Annotated in this window: 21 protein-coding genes and 1 pseudogene; 13 read left to right on the top strand and 9 right to left on the bottom strand. The window is 38.0% G+C overall.

Translation table 11 applies throughout. The features are described 5' to 3' along the window. From G7B18_RS14010 to G7B18_RS13975, 8 genes are all read left to right on the top strand, one after another. Positions 1-244, top strand: a 244-nt coding sequence (locus G7B18_RS14010; RefSeq protein ID WP_205600328.1) for a hypothetical protein, incomplete at its 5' end; no start/stop codon positions are given. A 36-nt stretch (positions 245-280) separates the two neighbouring features. Beyond that, entirely contained in the window at positions 281-1024 is a 744-nt protein-coding gene (locus G7B18_RS14005; protein WP_079642721.1) for a DeoR/GlpR family DNA-binding transcription regulator, read from the top strand. Positions 1025-1058: 34 nt separating this feature from the next. After that, complete coding sequence (locus G7B18_RS14000) at positions 1059-2525, top strand: lipopolysaccharide biosynthesis protein (protein WP_164110931.1); 1467 nt, start codon at positions 1059-1061, stop codon at positions 2523-2525. A 10-nt stretch (positions 2526-2535) separates the two neighbouring features. After that, complete coding sequence (locus G7B18_RS13995; protein ID WP_164123187.1) at positions 2536-3402, top strand: glycosyltransferase family 2 protein; 867 nt, start codon at positions 2536-2538, stop codon at positions 3400-3402. A gap of 4 nt (positions 3403-3406) precedes the next feature. Further along, a complete protein-coding gene (locus tag G7B18_RS13990; protein ID WP_164110929.1) occupies positions 3407-4321 on the top strand; it encodes a sugar transferase in 915 nt (304 codons plus the stop codon). Between the two features lies 1 nt (position 4322). Continuing rightward, entirely contained in the window at positions 4323-5075 is a 753-nt protein-coding gene (locus G7B18_RS13985) for a glycosyltransferase family 2 protein (protein ID WP_164110928.1), read from the top strand. Continuing rightward, entirely contained in the window at positions 5056-5292 is a 237-nt protein-coding gene (locus G7B18_RS13980; protein ID WP_240452865.1) for a DUF3820 family protein, read from the top strand. Before G7B18_RS13985 ends, G7B18_RS13980 begins: the two co-directional genes overlap by 20 nt. 89 nt (positions 5293-5381) lie before the next feature. Next, complete coding sequence (locus G7B18_RS13975) at positions 5382-6353, top strand: rhodanese-related sulfurtransferase (RefSeq protein WP_164123185.1); 972 nt, start codon at positions 5382-5384, stop codon at positions 6351-6353. 41 nt (positions 6354-6394) lie between these two features. Here the strand turns inward: G7B18_RS13975 and G7B18_RS19435 are convergent, their stop codons facing one another. Then, positions 6395-6949, bottom strand: coding sequence for a gliding motility-associated C-terminal domain-containing protein (locus G7B18_RS19435; RefSeq protein WP_410528435.1), 555 nt, complete (start codon positions 6947-6949; stop codon positions 6395-6397). Positions 6950-7285: 336 nt separating this feature from the next. Then, on the bottom strand, positions 7286-7939 hold the full coding sequence (trmB, locus tag G7B18_RS13965) for a tRNA (guanosine(46)-N7)-methyltransferase TrmB (RefSeq protein ID WP_164110926.1): 654 nt from the start codon (positions 7937-7939) through the stop codon (positions 7286-7288). Positions 7940-8221: 282 nt separating this feature from the next. On the opposite strand from trmB, the gene G7B18_RS13960 reads away from it, so the two are divergent. Then, a complete protein-coding gene (locus G7B18_RS13960; protein ID WP_317164273.1) occupies positions 8222-9151 on the top strand; it encodes a GDP-L-fucose synthase family protein in 930 nt (309 codons plus the stop codon). On the opposite strand, the gene G7B18_RS13955 is transcribed toward G7B18_RS13960, so the two are convergent. The 3 genes from G7B18_RS13955 to G7B18_RS13945 all read right to left on the bottom strand — a co-directional run bounded on the left by G7B18_RS13955 (position 9148) and on the right by G7B18_RS13945 (position 10488). Continuing rightward, positions 9148-9669: a hypothetical protein gene (locus G7B18_RS13955; RefSeq protein WP_164110923.1), complete on the bottom strand. Its 522-nt coding sequence runs from the start codon at positions 9667-9669 to the stop codon at positions 9148-9150. The two genes, G7B18_RS13960 and G7B18_RS13955, sit on opposite strands and share 4 nt — an antisense overlap. Next, positions 9653-10120, bottom strand: coding sequence for a phage holin family protein (locus tag G7B18_RS13950; RefSeq protein ID WP_205600327.1), 468 nt, complete (start codon positions 10118-10120; stop codon positions 9653-9655). Before G7B18_RS13950 ends, G7B18_RS13955 begins: the two co-directional genes overlap by 17 nt. A 98-nt stretch (positions 10121-10218) precedes the next feature. Further along, positions 10219-10488 carry a YtxH domain-containing protein gene (locus tag G7B18_RS13945; RefSeq protein ID WP_164110922.1) on the bottom strand — a complete coding sequence of 90 codons (270 nt, stop codon included), beginning with the start codon at positions 10486-10488 and terminating at the stop codon, positions 10219-10221. A gap of 204 nt (positions 10489-10692) precedes the next feature. Between G7B18_RS13945 and G7B18_RS13940 the strand changes: the two genes are divergently transcribed. Continuing rightward, positions 10693-12231 (top strand): YifB family Mg chelatase-like AAA ATPase, encoded by a 1539-nt coding sequence (locus G7B18_RS13940; RefSeq protein WP_164110920.1) that lies wholly within the window; start codon positions 10693-10695, stop codon positions 12229-12231. Between the two features lie 2 nt (positions 12232-12233). Here G7B18_RS13940 and G7B18_RS13935 read toward each other — a convergent pair whose 3' ends face one another. The 4 genes from G7B18_RS13935 to rsfS form a co-directional block, all read right to left on the bottom strand. Then, positions 12234-12863, bottom strand: coding sequence for a rhomboid family intramembrane serine protease (locus tag G7B18_RS13935; RefSeq protein WP_164110918.1), 630 nt, complete (start codon positions 12861-12863; stop codon positions 12234-12236). 5 nt (positions 12864-12868) lie between these two features. After that, a complete protein-coding gene (locus G7B18_RS13930) occupies positions 12869-13516 on the bottom strand; it encodes a lactate utilization protein C (protein WP_164110916.1) in 648 nt (215 codons plus the stop codon). A 127-nt stretch (positions 13517-13643) separates the two neighbouring features. Beyond that, complete coding sequence (gene ftsH / locus G7B18_RS13925) at positions 13644-15719, bottom strand: ATP-dependent zinc metalloprotease FtsH (protein WP_164110914.1); 2076 nt, start codon at positions 15717-15719, stop codon at positions 13644-13646. Positions 15720-15749: 30 nt separating this feature from the next. After that, positions 15750-16124, bottom strand: coding sequence for a ribosome silencing factor (gene rsfS / locus G7B18_RS13920; protein WP_164110912.1), 375 nt, complete (start codon positions 16122-16124; stop codon positions 15750-15752). A gap of 48 nt (positions 16125-16172) precedes the next feature. Between rsfS and G7B18_RS13915 the strand changes: the two genes are divergently transcribed. The 3 genes and pseudogenes from G7B18_RS13915 to G7B18_RS13905 form a co-directional block, all read left to right on the top strand. Then, positions 16173-16946 (top strand): biotin--[acetyl-CoA-carboxylase] ligase, encoded by a 774-nt coding sequence (locus G7B18_RS13915; protein WP_164110910.1) that lies wholly within the window; start codon positions 16173-16175, stop codon positions 16944-16946. A gap of 110 nt (positions 16947-17056) precedes the next feature. Then, positions 17057-17506 (top strand): protein-disulfide reductase DsbD domain-containing protein, encoded by a 450-nt coding sequence (locus tag G7B18_RS13910; protein ID WP_164110908.1) that lies wholly within the window; start codon positions 17057-17059, stop codon positions 17504-17506. 82 nt (positions 17507-17588) lie between these two features. Next, positions 17589-17814, top strand: a pseudogene (locus G7B18_RS13905) (hypothetical protein); the annotation flags it as partial.

The following is a 17814-nucleotide window of genomic DNA, read 5'->3' as shown; positions in this document are numbered from 1 at the left end:
AACCGAAGAGGAAGCAAAAGCAAGTGGTAGTAAACCGGCTGGATTCAAACCCAGATTTAAAGCTGGCGTGACTAAGGGCACCGCTCCAGTAGAAAAAGCCGAAGAACCAGCTCCTATCACTAATATAGAACCACCTGTGGCAACCGAAGAGGAAGCAAAAGCAAGTGGTAGTAAACCGGCTGGATTCAAACCCAGATTTAAAGCTGGGGTGACTAAGAATACGCCTCCGGCCGATAATCAATAGCAATAAACAGACAACCTTATATAATTCGCTAAAATTATGCTAAAAGAAGAAAGACAGGCTTATATTGTCCATCAAATAAACCTTCACAACAAAGTCCTATCGTCCGATCTCAGTATACAGCTTAATGTCTCGGAAGATACTATACGCCGCGACTTGAATGAGCTGGCTGAGAATGGTCAAGTCATAAAAGTCTACGGAGGCGCCCTATCAAAATCTTTTCAATTCCCATTTCAAGAAGGCAATGTATATGCTAAGGAGGGTAAAAAGGAAATCGCCAGCAAGGCGCTTTCTCTAATAGGAAATGGGATGACTGTCTTGATCGGAGGCGGTACTACTATGATAGAATTGGCCCGTCTTATTCCCAACGATCTACAATGCACGTTCTTCACAATAAGTCCTCTTGTGGCGCTTGAACTGGCTGAAAAAGACAATATTGATGTTTTTCTATTAGGAGGAAAGCTATCGCGCAATACTAATATTGTAACAGGCTCTCAGGTAATCAATGAATTGGCCGACATCCGCGTAGATCTTTGCTTACTGGGCACGAATAGCCTTTCTTTGGAGGAGGGTATTACCGACTCAGATTGGGAAGTCGTTCAGATCAAACGAGCTATGATCAAATGTTCTAAGAGTCTGGCTATCCTAAGTATTGCTGAGAAACTAAACTCCAATCAAAAGATGCGTGTCATGCCTTTAAAAGATGTGACTTACCTTATTACGGACTTAAATCCTAACGATATTTCACTGAAGGATTTCAGAAATGCTGTTCAAGTACTATAATGTGGTTCGCAATTAAGAGTATTAATACTTTTCCATGAGTCTAGAAGAAGAGAGAATGAATAGCAGCTCCCTAAAGAACAAGACGACCAAAGGGCTTCTTTGGGGTGGTCTTTCTAATGGCCTACAACAGGTAATTGGTGCACTATTCGGAATATTATTAAGCCGAGTGTTGACCCCTTCAGATTACGGTATGATAGCTATGGTGACAATATTTTCTCTCATTGCCTCAGCCTTTCAAGAAAGCGGATTTGTGAATGGAATCGCAAACAAAGCTTCGGTCGGTCACAAGGATTACAACGCGGTTTTTTGGTGCACTATAAGTGCCAGTACAATATTATACATTATTTTATTTTTCTGTGCACCATTAATTGCAGGTTACTATAAAATCCCCGAATTGAAACCTTTGTCTAGACTCGTATTTTTAAGCTTTTGGACAGGTAGTTTTGGCATTGCACACAATGCCTATCTATTTCGAAATCTAATGGTTAAAGAAAGAGCGATTACATTGTTCTGTGCACTCGTAATTTCCAATTTAGCGGGGCTTACTTTTGCGTACTTAGGTTTTGCTTATTGGGGTATTGCTATACAAACAATAATCTATACATCAACTTGCAGTTTATTATTCTTTTACTTCTCCAAATTTAGGCCATCATTTAAATTCAATTTTGAACCTCTAAAGGAGATTATCGGGTTTAGTAGCAAAATTTTCGTTACAAACGTCTTTATTCATATAAACAACAACGTGTATTCATTGGTTCTAGGAAAATATTACTCGCCAAAAGATGTTGGTAATGTTGGACAAGCTGTGAAATGGAATCTGATGGGACAATCCGTGATCACGAACATGATAAACAACGTTGTGCAGCCGGTTCTTAATGAAATTCAACATGATCAGGATAGACAAGTACGTGTTTTTAGAAAAATCCTAGCTTTCACATCCTTTATAGCATTTCCTCTTTTATTTGGTCTCGCGCTTGTTTCTGAAGAATTTATCATTATCGCTTTAACAGAAAAGTGGCTTGATAGCGCGCCCTACTTAAAGCAGCTATGTGTTGGAGGGGCTTTCTTAGTTGTTTCAAATGTATTTTCTAATCTTATCTTGAGTAAAGGTAAATCCAACATCTACCTGCTCAGTATAGTTTCGTTTGGAATTATACAGCTACTTATTTTGCTTTTTGCACATGGTTCTGGTATTTTGTTTATGCTTCAACTCACAGTATTATTACAGATTTCCTGGTTATTCGTATGGTATACTTTAGCAAAACCCTACATCAATTATTCTTTATTAAATATACTATATGATGTTTTTACATATGCTTTATTCGCAGCATTGGCCGCATCTATAGCTAATTTTTCAATTTCATTTTTCTCAAACGACTACTTACGTTTGACAGTAGCTATTTTATCCATGTGCTTGTCTTACGTTATATTAAACAAGTTGTTTTTCCCTGTTATTCTGAATGAAATAATTGAATATATGAGAAGAACAATACGCAAGTAGATTAAAAATCATGAAAAGAGTTCTCACAATCATAGTTACCTACAATTTTGAACCATGGCTAGACAAATGCATTCAGAGCGTATTAGGGTCTTCTTATCCTACTGACATCTTAGTTCTAGACAACTGCTCCAAAGACAATACGGTTAACTTGTTGGAAGAGAAATATCCTACAATCACTGTTGTCAAAAATAAAACAAACCTTGGTTTCGGCTGCGCCAATAATATCGGTCTAAAAAAAGTAATTACTGAAAGATATGACTTCGCCTTTTTAGTCAACCAAGATGCTTGGATTGATAAATATTGTTTGGAAAGACTAATAAACGGTTACACTCCTGCATTAGGAATAATCTCCCCGATGCATTTTGATGGCACAGGAAATAATCTCGATGAGGGATTTAAAAATTATATCAAAAATTCACAAAGAACCATCGATGGGGAAATCACCCCTTTTATCAATGCAGCATTTTGGTTAGTACCAACTCAAACTATAAAACGTGTTGGCTACTTTTCCCCAATTTTTTATCATTATGGTGAAGATAAAGACTATGCAAATCGAATAAACTATCATAATCTAAAAACAGCTTATGTTGAAAACGCATTAGCATACCATGACAGACAAAATAGGATTATGAACGCCGACAACCTATTTAAAAGTGAATTTGTATTCTACCTAACTGAGTATTGCAACATTAACTACAACTTTATAACCGCCTTCACCCTTTCCATAGGAGGAATTGGCAAAAAGCTAATAAAAGCTTTTATATCAAAAGATAATGAATCTACAAAATCCTATTTAAGTATAGCTTGGCGTATCTTTTGCTTAACCTCTAAGGTGATAAAAACGCGAATTGATAATAAAGCTACTCAAAAATTATAATTTCATGAATCCTTTAGCTCCAGTTATAGTATTTGTATTTAACCGTCCGCAACATACTCGACGCATGTTGCAAGCCTTAGAGCTTTCACGATTATCGTCTGATTCGGATATATATATATATTCCGACGGGGCTAAGAATTCAGATCAAATAGACAGTATTAATAAAGTCCGTGCTATCATACGAGAGCCTTGGAATTTCAAAAGTATACATATCATTGAAAGATCTAAAAATATTGGCCTAGCCAATAACATCATCAAGGGAGTGACCGAAGTAATCGACAAACACGGAAGGGCTATTGTCCTAGAGGATGACTTAGAGATTTCTGAATTTGCATTGCAATATTTTAACGATGCATTAGTATGTTATGAAGAGGATGAGCAGGTCATGGAGATCAGTGGATACATGTACCCTATCGCCAATGTGGATGATCTACCTGAAGCTTTCTTTTTCCGGGTTGCCAATAGCTGGGGATGGGCTACATGGGCACGTGCTTGGAAGCATTTTAACCCTAATATAGACGAGTTAACAAATGATTTTTCTAAAGATGATATCAAGCGTTTTAGCATCGATCATACGGAAAATTTCTGGAAGCAGGTAAAGCTGTTTAAAGCCGGAAAAATAAACTCTTGGGCTATCCGATGGTATCTCTCCATTTTTAATAAAAATGGGCTTGTTCTTTATCCTAGAACATCTATGATCCAAAATATGGGTACCGATGGATCCGGTACACATTCCGATGTGGATGAAATTTATAACGTGACATTGGCAACCCAAAAAGTTAATAACTTCCCCAAGGATATTGAAGAACACAAGACTGGCTATGAAGCAATCAAGCTTTTTTATAAAAACCGTAAGGGGTCTTATGTCAAACGACTAGCCCGATATATTCGTAAACATTGGGGCAAACTTAAAAAGTAACGTGGAAGCAGTTAAAATATCTATAATCACCATCGTATATAACAACGTTAGAGACATTGAGTACACGATATCTTCTGTGCTTAATCAATCGTATCCGGATATTGAATATATCATCATAGATGGCGCATCTACGGATGGCACATTGGATATCATCAATAAGTACAAGGATCAAATCAGCACCATCGTTTCAGAAAAAGACAAGGGAATTTATGACGCCATGAACAAAGGATTAGCACTCGCCACAGGTGATTATGTTCTTTTTCTAAATTCAGGTGATGAGCTCTATGATAACAATACAATCCGTTGTATTGTAGAAAAAGGAAAAGGGGCTGACATCATCTACGGTGAAACTAAACTAGTGGATGAACAGCGTCAAATTGTCGCTGACCGGCGGCATAAGGCTCCAAATAAATTTGATTGGCAATCCTTTCGCTATGGAATGAATATCTGTCATCAGGCGATCTATATAAGACGTAGTATTGCTGAGCCTTACGACCTCAACTATAACCTGAGCGCCGATATAGATTGGATAATACGTGCCGCTAAAAAGGCAAAATCAACTCAGAATGTTCATCAATATGTCGCTCGGTACCTTGTTGGGGGAATGTCTCAAAAAAGACATCGCCAAAGCCTAAAAGAACGCTATCAGATCTTTAGAAAGCACTATGGCCGTTTCAATAACTGGATTAATCACGGTATTATAGCATTACGATTATTCAAATACAGAATCAAGCATGGCAAAACAAGAGAATAATATACTTAATCCGGAAATCCTAGTTGAGTTGGCTAACAGCAAGATGCCCTATGGAAAATACCAAGGTTGGGCGCTGCTTAGATTACCTGAACCGTATTTGACGTGGTATAGGCAGAAGGGGTTTCCTGCTGGCAAACTGGGTATTTTGCTCGCTACTTTATACGAGATCAAAGTTAACGGGCTTGAATATTTGTTATTACCTTTGGTTAAAAAGTAACGCTCGTCATTTTTATATTATTCATTTTATTTAACTTTGCATCATTAATTCAAACATTAAACGCCGTTTGCAGCGGTATCAATGAACATATGACAAATTATCAAACATTACTGTACTACTGTTACAGCCCTATTGAAAATGCAGAACAATTTGCTGCAGATCACCTCGATTTTTGTAAATCTCTGAACCTAGTCGGTCGTATCATTGTTGCTGATGAAGGGCTCAATGGCACTGTATCTGGCACGCCAGAGTCCTGTAAGGCTTACATGGACGCTATCTATGCAGATGGTAGATTCAATCACACTGAATTTAAAATCGACGACGTAGAAGAACCTTCTTTCATCAAGATGCACTGTCGCTATAAGCCTGAGATCGTCCACTCTGGACTACGTGACCCCAAGGAAATAGACCCAAATCAACGAACGGGAATACATTTAGAACCAAAGGATTTCATGGAAATGAAGGACCGTGAAGATGTTGTTGTATTGGATGTACGTTCGAACTATGAGCATAATGTTGGTAGATTCAAAAATGCAGTCACTTTGGATATTGAAAATTTCCGTGAGTTTCCTGAAAAAATCAAAGAGCTCGAACAGTACAAAGGCAAAAAGATCCTTACCTACTGTACAGGAGGAATCAAATGTGAAAAAGCCTCCGCCTTATTACTTAAAGAGGGATTTGAGGATGTTTACCAATTGCACGGAGGAATTATAAAATATGGTAAAGAAGCGGGTGGTAAAGATTTTGATGGAAAGTGTTACGTATTTGACAATAGAGTTACTGTCGAGGTAAACTCAACCAACCCGGTTGTTGTATCTACCTGTAAAAACTGCGGGACTACCACTCCGAAAATGATTAACTGTGCAAATCCAATCTGTAACGAACACTTTACACAATGTGACGCATGTGGTGAGCAATTAGAGGGATGTTGTTCGGTCGCTTGTATGGAAAGTCCCAATAAACGGGAATATGATGGCACTGGATATTACGTTAAAATACCTCAACCGGTGAATATGGAGAAAATATCGAAGCGTAAGCATAAAAAGTTTACTGCTAAATAAAAAATAGACGAATAAAATAAAAAGCGAGTTTTACTCGCTTTTTATATATATCTAAGATCTAAATCCTTCAGAATTAAGATATAACCATTTTTAGAATAGGATTTAAATCCTTGTTTGTAAAAAATAATATTGTAATAATAAGTACCCTCTTTTACCGATTCATCAGGAGTCCAATTATTGTTATAGTTCTGTGATTCATATTTTAACTTTCCAAACCTATCAAACACTTTTAACTCAACATAATCAAACAGATTTAGGCCTATAATAGAAAAAGTATCATTTTTGCTGTCATTGTTTGGCGTGATTGTATTGGGTATGTAAGTTCCGGTTACATCAATGAAAACAGTAGCAGGTTCAGAAAAATTGCCCTTTAAGTCTGCAATTCGATAACTAAACTTGTCAGTTCCTGTAAAATTGTGATTTGGTTGATAGACTACCTTATTTGACCCGTCAATATAAACATTACCTTTTTCCGGATTAGTGAGTACGACCAGGCTTTTAATATTTACTTCACTTCCTTCTGAATAATCATTTAACCAAGGTCTTATCTCTGTATTAAAATTATAACTGGTTTTGATCGTATCATTGACTGCTATGGCTTTTGTTCTATGTATATTTACGATTAATTCAGATCTATTACTCTCTAGACCACTATTTGACTATTTTGTCTCGTTGCATTCGGATCTGTGGTATCTGCCGCTCGAACAATTCCAGCTTTCACGGGAATTCCGCCCAAAAAACTTCTTCATATTGAGACACCCTAGCCTCAAAAACATAGGTCAATATACAACCTGATGGAAGATTAATAGAAGACGTAAATTGACTAAAGATAGTAAAAATCACCTGTACTTGGGCGAATCAAAATAACACCTTCAAAAAAAAATAGCTTATCCTTTTGTTAGTATAAGCTATCATATTAACAGAATTCACAATTATTTCCCAAACGTCCACTCTACATAATTGATATTCTTATCGACTGCTAAATATTTCTTTTCGTAATACGTTTTTATCGAGAGAACTTCATCCACCAAATCAGACTTATATAGATCTGTTGTTTCTTTAAGAACCGGTAGCTTTTGTAAGGCAATTTGTTCGCGGGTATAACCGTAGAAAAAGTCGCTGTCCGTTTTTAAATGCATAAGTCCTCCTTCTTTCAAAATTATCTTATAACGCTCTAAAAAAACCGGGTTGGTCAACCGCTTTTTCTCTCTACTATCTTGCGGCTGTGGATCTGGAAAAGTAATCCAAATTTCCGAAATTTCATCCTCGGCAAAATGCTCTAAAATCGTTTCGATTTGAATACGTAGAAAACCCACATTTTCTATTCCTTCTTCCAATGCCGTCTTTGCGCCTCTCCAGATACGATTACCCTTATAGTCTATTCCTATAAAATTAGTGTCGGGAAATAACTTCGCTAGATTAACAGTATACTCTCCCTTACCACATGCAAGTTCTAGAATTAATGGTTTACTATTTCCAAAAAAATCAGAGCACCATTTACCCTTATATTCTTTTCCCGCGTCCAATTGAACCACATTTTTAAAGGTCGCTACTTCTGCGAATTTTCTTAATTTATCCTTTCCCATAACAAATAATAAGTCGCAAAAATAACCTTATATTTTCTCTATAAAAAATATAAGGATCAGAAAAGCTTTAAAATTCAATTTCATACGGAAGTAATTACTTCACTAACTCCCCAAGCTCGGCTTGTCCTTTAATAGCCACATGGAATATCCAGACGCTCACAAGTACTTACATTGAATTCGTCTTTATACCATACTGACTACAGGCATACTATATATTACCACGCTAATATATTGCGTACAATGCTGAATTTATGTAGGTTTGCAGTAATTCAATACTTTGCCGTGGAAAAAGAAGCTAAAATCTACGTAGCCGGCCATAGAGGGATGGTTGGGTCTGCGATATATAACAAATTAAATCAAGAGGGTTTCACAAATATTATAACGCGTACCTCACAGGAGCTTGATCTTCGTAACCAACAAGCTGTAGCGGCTTTCTTTGAAAGCGAAAAACCAGATTACGTATTCTTAGCCGCAGCAAAAGTAGGAGGTATCGTTGCAAATAACACTTATAGGGCAGATTTTATATACGAGAACTTGGCTATACAAAACAATGTGATACATCAATCACATGTACATCGAGTCAAAAAACTTCTATTCTTAGGCTCTTCCTGTATATATCCTAAACTAGCTCCACAACCACTGAAAGAGGATTATTTATTGACAGGAACTTTAGAGCATACCAATGAGCCCTATGCGATTGCAAAGATAGCTGGCATAAAAATGTGCGAATCCTATAGAAGCCAATATGGGGACAACTTCATTTCTGTAATGCCGACTAATCTATACGGCTATAATGACAATTATCATCCCGAAAATTCGCACGTACTTCCTGCATTAATTCGGAGATTTCATGAAGCAAAACTCAATAATACACCCGAAGTTGTGATTTGGGGCACAGGAACTCCGCTTCGTGAATTCTTGTTTTCAACAGATCTGGCAGCAGCATGTGTTTTCTTAATGGAGAACTATGATGAAAGTCAGTTTATCAATATCGGTGTGGGGCATGACATTACTATAAAAGATCTGGCTCTTCTCATCAAAGATATTGTGGGCTACAAGGGGGAGATAAAATTTGACCAGACTAAACCTGATGGAACTCCCCGAAAACTGATGGATGTAAGTAAACTACGTCAACTGGGATGGAAACATCAGGTTAATTTAGATGAAGGTATTCGTCTAGCCTATAAAGATTTTATAGCGAAACACTATTAATAGGTTTCGCTATCTGGGGGAATACCAAAATTAAGCGTATCTTGTTCTTCCCCATCTGATAAGGGTGCAATATCACGGTGCTTCTTTTTAGACTTCTTCTTAGGTCTTACAAAGTCGGTTATTTTGGAAATAACTGATCCTACTTTATCTTGAGTAATGCCTCCGACAGCTTTCTCAGAGGCTAACAATACTAGTGCTTTTTTCAACCAACTTGAATTTCGGAGAAAAGTACGGTTTAATACCAAAGGTAAACCTAATTGTATCACTCTTCCCAACCAATCACTTTGATTCGCAGCACCTGCATTTGTTCCCCCTTTAAAAGAAGAAAAAATACCCTTTACTAAATCAACTCCTGGAATGCTCGACGCAATAGTTCCGACAAAGCGAGCAGGAGCTTCTACTTTATGCTTGAGAAGATGATATTGATCAGCTAAGTATGCTTCCTGCTCCTTTTTAAGCTGACTTAAACGAGCAATCTCTAACCTCAACTCTCCTATATTATTAATTTTTGCTTTCATTTTCCTCTGCTGTTTTGTGATCTGCTTGCGAATTATAACTCTTAAAATTTGCATTTTCTTCAAAAGAGCTCTCTTGTTTAGAATCTTCCTCTACGTCTTCATCCTCATGCCACTTACCAAGAACTTTACGAATAGTGATATCCATAAATTTAGCTTCCAATTTAGGCTCAACCGCTCTAATGATTAACAAGATCACAAAAAACACCCCCCCTGTAGTCAAAAAGCCTAATGCATTGCTACCTAATAGCTCTCCAAGGAAAAAACCCAATGCTAAAGAAAGGAAAAATATAATAATCAATATCAAAAGTAACTTCGTGGCATCCAATATTAGTGCACCGATAATTCTTCCTCCTTTAGCCATTGCCTTTAACTTCAACAGCTCAATCTCTGTATCTATGTACTCCTTAGCCTTCTGAAAACTTCCTGAAAATGAAAACTTTTGATCACCCATTGAATTTTTATTTATTTTATGAAGTACGGTTGTATCAATTTACCGTACTTCATAAATCTGTATATATTTTACTACGCTGAACCGACAGTCTGTTCAGACTATGCATGTTCTTCTATTTCGTCGTTGACAAAACCTTCGGTTTTAGAAATCTTAGATTTTACTACCGCCAAAACCTTTTCTTTAAAGTCATTTAACTGATCAAATTGCTCTTCAGCACGTTCTTTTAAAGCATCGCCGAGATCCGCTAATGAATCATTTATTTTCTCTCTAGTTTCGGTTCCTTTTTCTGGTGCAAATAGAACTCCTAATACCGCTCCTGCAGCTAATCCTGCTAACAATGCCGCTACAACTTTACCGCTATCTTTCATTACTCTCTATATTATATATGTTTAACTTAAAAAATGAAATAGTCTATATGATATTAAACAATAAAAAAACAAAATCGTTTGAAATAAGTATATCTAATGCTTTTAATATAACGTTTTTATCACAAAACAGCAAAAACAAGTCCAAACTTAGCGCAATGATTAACTAATTTTTATTTAACTTTAGGTTGGCCAACTATAACAATTATGCTAGTAAAAACCTTTAGCAGTGCCGTTTACGGTATAGAAGCATCAACGATTACGGTCGAAGTCAACGTCTCTACAGGCACTAAATACTATATTGTAGGCCTCCCCGACAATGCTATAAAAGAGAGCCTACAACGTATAGAAAGCGCCATATTGTCAATAGGATACCGTATGCCACGACAAAAAATCGTTGTCAATTTGGCACCCGCAGATATTCGAAAAGAAGGTTCTGCCTATGATTTAGCAATAGCAATTGGTATACTAGCAGGCTCTGCTCAGATTTTGGATGATAGACTTACAAACTACATCATTTTAGGCGAACTTTCCTTGGATGGTACAATACAACCTATCAAAGGTATCCTTCCTATAGCGATTCAAGCCAAAAAAGATGGCTTTAAAGGCATTATCCTGCCCAGTGCAAATGCAGCCGAAGCTTCTATTGTCCGAGACATCGATATTTTAGGCGTAGATAAGCTCTCACAGGTAGTTGATTTCTTGAATGGAAAGGTGAACTTAGAACATACAAGCAAGGATACTCCAGAAAACCTATCGGATATCACAAATTCGAGTGAATTGGATTTTGCTGATGTTAAAGGTCAGGAAAACATAAAAAGAGCCTTAGAAATAGCCGCTGCCGGTGGACATAATATTATTCTCATAGGTCCACCAGGCGCAGGAAAAACTATGTTGGCCAAACGCCTTCCTACGATATTGCCTCCTCTGACATTCGAAGAAGCTCTAGAAACGACAAAAATACACTCCGTATCAGGCAATCTCTCTAAGAAAGAATCGCTAATAAACGTACGTCCCTTCCGCGCCCCGCATCACACAATCTCCGATGTCGCATTAGTAGGTGGAGGTAGTACACCGCAGCCTGGAGAAATCTCACTAGCACATAATGGCGTACTCTTTCTCGATGAGCTACCGGAGTTTAAACGCACCGTATTAGAAGTCTTGCGACAACCTTTGGAATCGCGGAACATTACTATTTCAAGAGCTAAGTTTACGATAGACTACCCTGCAAGCTTTATGTTAGTTGCGGCAATGAATCCCTGCCCTTGTGGTTACTACAACCATCCTGAAAAGGAATGTGTTTGTGGATCAATGGTTGTACAACGCTATTTAAGCAAAATCTCCGGACCTCTACTCGACCGCATTGATCTACACATTGAGGTGACCCCGGTACAGTTTAAAGAGCTAACTGATCAAAAAGAAACAGAAAATAGTCAGTGGGTAAGGCAGCGCGTGGTGAAAGCTAGAAAAATCCAAGAACAACGCTTTGCCCACAAAAACGATATATACTGTAACGCACATATGCCGACAAAATATGTACAGGAAATATGTCTATTGGACGAGTCCGGCAGTTTATTATTAAAAAATGCGATGGAAAGACTCAACCTATCGGCTAGAGCTTATGACCGTATACTAAAAGTCGCCAGAACAATAGCGGACATGGATGACTCGGATTGCATCTTGAGTCAACATATTGCAGAAGCCATACAATTTAGAAACCTAGATCGACAAAGCTGGTTAGGCTAACTTTAAAACTGCTCAATAAAATGTCTAAAGATCCAAGGATAGAGTATTATTGTGATCAATACGCCTGAAAGAGCGCCAAATAAATGTGCATCGTGGTTAATCCGATCACTTGATCTTTTAGAGGCCCAAATACTATATCCTACATAAAGGACAGCAAATAGATAAGCTGGCATAGGAATGACCATAAATATTCCAAGAGTTGCTTTTGGCTGAAACAGTATGTAGCTAAATAGCACCGCTGAAATCGCGCCCGAAGCTCCTAAACTGTAGTATCCAGGATTATTTTTTTGCTGTATGATAGTCGGAATATCACTTAAGACCAAACTAATTAAATATAACAACGCGAAATACAGATGTCCAATATCTCCGCTCACCTGAACAAAAAATCCCTCCAGTGCAAAACCAAAATAGTAAAAGGTGATCATATTGAATAATAGGTGTCCCCAATCGGCATGTATGACTCCGCTTGTCAGAACAGTATACCATTTCGATTTATTACGCTGTATACTATACGGGTGTAGCATCATCGAAGCATATACCTGCGGGTTAGAGAAAGCATATACACTCGTCGCGATGGTTATCGCAAATATTACCGATGCTATCGGTAGATTTAAAATATAGTCTTGAATCATTTAATCTAAAATCTATCTTCAATTAGGAAAACATAAAGCTCTTTGGGGCCATGTGCCCCTAATACGAGCTTTTTCTCTATATCAGCAGTTCGACTTGGTCCAGTGATGGTCGTTATCATCGAAGGGAGGTACTCTGGATAACGATCCTTAATTAGAGCCATCCCATGACGTATGTCCATTACCAATTGTGAGGCTTTGGCCAATACAATATGAATCGGAGGGTATATACTCAAACGGCGTCCCGCTGTATTAGCATTGCTAACCATCACACTGCCATTTCGAGCAATTAATGCTTCGCAGGATGTAATACCAACCTCCGCTTGTTCAAAGTCTTTGTCTGTTGCTAGGTAAGGAAACCCATAATGCCTCAACAAGGTCTGTATCGAAGGTTCCCAAGCATGAATTTTAGTAACCCCAAGTTCTTCAACGAGACCGATCAAATTCTCAATCACAGCAATCTCTCCATCGCAGTAAACAAATTTACCAGCTATAGCTGTCAGCTCCCGCGCAAATGTAACATCGAGCGACTCCTCCTCATCTTTATACAAGGCTGAATCCTCGAAATCAGGGTGCGGGTTTTCATGCTTCTGGAGAAGAGCTGTCCTGATCTTCTTTAGCATTTTTTCTTTGGCTGTTGTATTTCTGATATTCATGGGCATACCATTACTTCGTTATCCATTATATGTGCACATATAAATCTCAAATGGTATCAAAACTTCGTTAGTGACTACTATATGGATATTTATAAACAAAAAATAGAGGGCTAACGCCCTCTTATTTTTAAATAGTATCTCCATTTAATTTTTCTGAAGGCTCCGTATTCTGAGATTCTTCAGGAATTGGCGGAATAGGCAAATCTGTTTGTGGAACACCACCTCCATCTACTCCTCCGTTGACAAATTCATCATAAGTTGTTCGGTTAGAGAAGGGACGTTTTCCCAAAATCTCTTCTAAATCTGCTTGAAACAATATTTCTTTTTCTAATAGCTTCTCGGCGATACGGATCAAGCCTTCTTGTTTATCAAGCAATAACTGTCTGGTACGCTCATAAACTGCTGACACCAAAACGCGAACTTCCTCATCGATCAACTCTGCGGTCTGATCTGAGTATGGTTTTTGAAACTGCGACTCTCCGGAACTATCGCGGAAAGAAACATTACCCACCTTATGATTCATACCATATACCGCTGTCATGGCATAGGCCAACTTGGTAATACGTTCTAGATCATTCTGTGCCCCAGTACTAATACGTCCAAATGTTATATCTTCAGCAACGCGTCCTCCCATCGTCATACACATACTATCTAAAAGCTGTTCAGTAGTGTAAAGAAATTGTTCTTTAGGTAGATATTGCGCATACCCTAATGCTGCAACACCACGAGGCACAATAGATACTTTAACCAATGGATCGGCATGCTCCAAGAACCACCCGGCGATTGCATGGCCTGCCTCATGATAAGCAACAATTTTTTTCTCCTCAGGTGATATAATTTTATTTTTCTTTTCCAGTCCGCCGATCACGCGGTCGATAGCATCTTGAAAATCCTGCATTTCAATTGCCCGCTTGTTCTTACGCGCTGCAATAAGGGCAGCTTCGTTACAAACGTTAGCAATCTCTGCCCCTGCAAAGCCAGGAGTCTGTGCCGATAATTTCTTGGCGTCCACTTCTTCAGCAAGCTTCAATGGCTTTAGATGCACATTAAAAATTTGCTCACGCCCTATTAGATCCGGCTTATCAATAGAAATCTGCCTATCAAAACGACCTGGTCTCAACAAGGCTGAATCCAAGACATCCAAACGGTTAGTAGCTGCAAGGATAATAACTCCAACATTGGTACCAAACCCATCCATCTCGACTAACAACTGGTTCAATGTATTTTCGCGTTCATCGTTCCCTCCCATTACCGAGTTTTTGCCACGTGCACGTCCTATTGCATCGATCTCATCAATAAAGATGATACAAGGAGCCTTTTCTTTCGCCTGTTTAAAAAGATCACGAACCCGAGACGCACCAACACCAACAAACATTTCTACAAAGTCGGAACCTGACAATGAGAAAAATGGCACTTGGGCTTCTCCTGCCACCGCTTTTGCCAACAACGTCTTACCTGTTCCTGGAGGGCCTACTAATAATGCTCCTTTCGGAATCTTACCTCCTAAATCAGTATACTTCTTAGGGTTTTTCAAGAAATCAACAATCTCCATGACTTCGGTCTTAGCTTCTTCCAGACCTGCAACGTCATTGAATGTAATATTTATTTGAGATTCTTTATCAAAAAGCTGTGCTTTAGACTTTCCAATATTGAAAATCTGGCCACCGCCACCAGCGCCACCACCGTTCATGCGACGCATAAGGAACATCCATAAAGCCACTATAATAATCAATGGCAAGATGAAGGAAATGAAGAATCCACCCCATGCGTTTGTACGTTCTTCCCATTTCGCAGATATCTTCGCAGTCCCCTCAGGCAAATCCTTCTGAGATTCGATTAATTTTTGATTCAAAATCTCTGCAGATCCTTCGGAGAACATGTACTGAGGGCCTTTATTTGCCGAAAAACTCAAGCTATTCCCAGACGGTGCTAGATCTTTATATTTTGGATCATTTTGAAGTTTGTCACTTTTTATGTACACCTCCACTTCAACAATATTCCCTTTGTTGTACGCAATCAATTTCTCCACATCTCCGGTACGGAGCATATCCTTTTCAAAACTCTCGTAGCTAATCTCTTTCGTACTACTGCTGTTGTACAAGAAATTCAGCGCTATAAAACCTAATATCATGGCTATATAAAGCCACATCATATTAAATTTGGGAGGAGTTGGGGTTATTTTTTTACTTGGAATTTTCTTCATTACAATAATACGTATCTTTTCAATTTCTTTTTATGCACTCTGATAGGACTCTACTTTTGCATCTCCCCAGAGATCCTCTATGCGATAACGACTACGCGTATCTGTTTTAAAAATATGCACAACAACATCAACAAAGTCAAGTAGTATCCACTCTCCATTACCTTGACCCTCTTTATGCCACGGCCCCTGACCAAAAGCTTTATACACCTCTTCTTCAACACTCTGTGCTATTGCATTCACCTGAACATTGCTATCTGCATGACAGATGACAAAATAATCAGATACAGTTGCATTAATCTCACGCATATCCAACTTCACAATCTCATTACCTTTCTTTTCTTGCATTCCTAACACGACAATATCTGCCAGTTTGTTAGATAATTCTGAATTTTTCTTTTTACTCATTAAGAAATGTTATAGTTTTACTCAAAAACTTTATAATATCTTTTTCTTTTGCAAAATAATACATTTTTCGGACATTATCAGTCATTGCCTGTAATTGTTTTGGAGGAAACTCCCTCCACAAATGATTATTCAAAGCAACTATTGACAAATTTCAAGCCACAGATAGATTTTACTGCCATTATGGCAAAACATCAAACTCAAGGGCGCGGACAAAGGGGCACAACTTGGTCAACTACCCCCTATAGCAATATGACGGCCAGCTTCCTCTATTCTCCGCACAGTCTTTTCATAACAGATCAGTTCCTACTAACAATACACTCCAGCCTAGCAGTTTACGATGTAATAAAAGAACTTATACCAAAAGACATATACATCAAATGGCCAAACGATATCATGGTCGAAAGAAGAAAAATTGCCGGGATCTTGATCGAGAACAAAGTTTCTGGACACTATATTAAATCCGTAATCGCGGGTATAGGTATCAATGTATATGAAAGTAACTTTCCCAGCGATATAGCCCGTCGTAGTACATCGTTGGTTTTAGAAAATTCTGAAATTAATCTGACAATACTCGATTTAGTAAAAAGAATACAGCACCGTCTCTATTATTACCAAAATATTTTTTCTCCTGAAAATAGAGCTGCACATCTTGAACTATATAACGAAAGACTCTTTTTAAAAGGAATTACGGCAGATTTCATGATAAACGGCGCCTCACTACAGGGACAAATACTAGGAGTAGAAAGCGATGGACAACTCATCGTCCGCCATCAACAAGCGACCAAGAAATACGACTTAAAAGGTATAACTTATCAGTTATAACGAAAAATTTACTTGTTCGTAAGCTAATAATAAATGTACCTTAGCATTAAACTTTATGACCGGGGTTAGAGTCATACAATCAAATTACAAGTTATAGAAGAAAAATTATTATGAAAAAATTAAGCCTACTTATCGTCGCTGTATTAATAACGGTTACCGCAGCTTTAGCACAAGTTCACCAACCCGTAAAATGGAGTGTGGCCCACAAAAAATTAAATAAAAAAGAAGCTGTAATCTACGTTAAAGCTACTATTCAAAACGGATGGAATATCTATTCACAAAATGTAGCTGATGGAGGTCCAATTCCTACGTCATTCAAATTCGCCTCATCTAAAGAATATACTTTAAATGGAAAAACTGTAGAGCCTACAGCTAAAACAAAATATGAAGAGGTTTTTAAAATGAATGTACCTTACTTCACAAATGAAGTTGTATTTCAGCAAAAGGTCAAATTAACAAAAGGTACAGCAACAGTAAAAGGCACGGTAGAATGGCAAGCTTGTGACAAGACACAATGTCTACCTCCCGATGAATATAACTTTGCTGTTACTGTAAAGTAGTTTTTACACAAGGAAGATAGTAAAAGGCAGTATTTCACTGCCTTTTTTCTATTTTTATGCTTTTCAACAACTATTTCAACTTATGAAGACTTACCTGTTTTCTTTTTTTCTATCACTTTTCTTTGCCACAGCATCATTTGCTTTCTCCGCACAAGATTCATTAACGTCTTATGACGATCTTACATTTACCGACGGTAGTGTGTCGGATAGTTCCCAAGGGAGCGAAGTCCCTGATGACCTGGTATTCTCTGATGGACAGGACACGGGCAGTACACAGCTGGATAGTACCGCTGTACAAGATGAAGCAA

This window comes from Sphingobacterium sp. xlx-130 (assembly GCF_011007405.1).
Classification (GTDB): domain Bacteria; phylum Bacteroidota; class Bacteroidia; order Sphingobacteriales; family Sphingobacteriaceae; genus Sphingobacterium; species Sphingobacterium luzhongxinii.
The sequence above is the reverse complement of the archived record's forward strand: the minus strand, read 5'-3'. Positions and strand labels throughout refer to the sequence as shown.

What these genes read in the sequence shown, in the direction of transcription:
- G7B18_RS13975 (WP_164123185.1), top strand. Translation starts at nt 5,382, where the DNA reads ATGACAAATTATCAAACATTACTGTACTACTGTTACAGCCCTATTGAA.
- G7B18_RS13995 (WP_164123187.1), top strand. Translation starts at nt 2,536, where the DNA reads ATGAAAAGAGTTCTCACAATCATAGTTACCTACAATTTTGAACCATGG.
- ftsH (WP_164110914.1), bottom strand. Translation starts at nt 15,719, where the DNA reads ATGAAGAAAATTCCAAGTAAAAAAATAACCCCAACTCCTCCCAAATTT.
- G7B18_RS13990 (WP_164110929.1), top strand. Translation starts at nt 3,407, where the DNA reads ATGAATCCTTTAGCTCCAGTTATAGTATTTGTATTTAACCGTCCGCAA.
- G7B18_RS13945 (WP_164110922.1), bottom strand. Translation starts at nt 10,488, where the DNA reads ATGAAAGATAGCGGTAAAGTTGTAGCGGCATTGTTAGCAGGATTAGCT.
- G7B18_RS13930 (WP_164110916.1), bottom strand. Translation starts at nt 13,516, where the DNA reads ATGAATATCAGAAATACAACAGCCAAAGAAAAAATGCTAAAGAAGATC.
- G7B18_RS13980 (WP_240452865.1), top strand. Translation starts at nt 5,056, where the DNA reads ATGGCAAAACAAGAGAATAATATACTTAATCCGGAAATCCTAGTTGAG.
- G7B18_RS14005 (WP_079642721.1), top strand. Translation starts at nt 281, where the DNA reads ATGCTAAAAGAAGAAAGACAGGCTTATATTGTCCATCAAATAAACCTT.
- G7B18_RS13950 (WP_205600327.1), bottom strand. Translation starts at nt 10,120, where the DNA reads ATGGGTGATCAAAAGTTTTCATTTTCAGGAAGTTTTCAGAAGGCTAAG.
- G7B18_RS13940 (WP_164110920.1), top strand. Translation starts at nt 10,693, where the DNA reads ATGCTAGTAAAAACCTTTAGCAGTGCCGTTTACGGTATAGAAGCATCA.
- G7B18_RS13935 (WP_164110918.1), bottom strand. Translation starts at nt 12,863, where the DNA reads ATGATTCAAGACTATATTTTAAATCTACCGATAGCATCGGTAATATTT.
- rsfS (WP_164110912.1), bottom strand. Translation starts at nt 16,124, where the DNA reads ATGAGTAAAAAGAAAAATTCAGAATTATCTAACAAACTGGCAGATATT.
- G7B18_RS14000 (WP_164110931.1), top strand. Translation starts at nt 1,059, where the DNA reads ATGAGTCTAGAAGAAGAGAGAATGAATAGCAGCTCCCTAAAGAACAAG.
- G7B18_RS13955 (WP_164110923.1), bottom strand. Translation starts at nt 9,669, where the DNA reads ATGAAAGCAAAAATTAATAATATAGGAGAGTTGAGGTTAGAGATTGCT.
- trmB (WP_164110926.1), bottom strand. Translation starts at nt 7,939, where the DNA reads ATGGGAAAGGATAAATTAAGAAAATTCGCAGAAGTAGCGACCTTTAAA.
- G7B18_RS13910 (WP_164110908.1), top strand. Translation starts at nt 17,057, where the DNA reads ATGAAAAAATTAAGCCTACTTATCGTCGCTGTATTAATAACGGTTACC.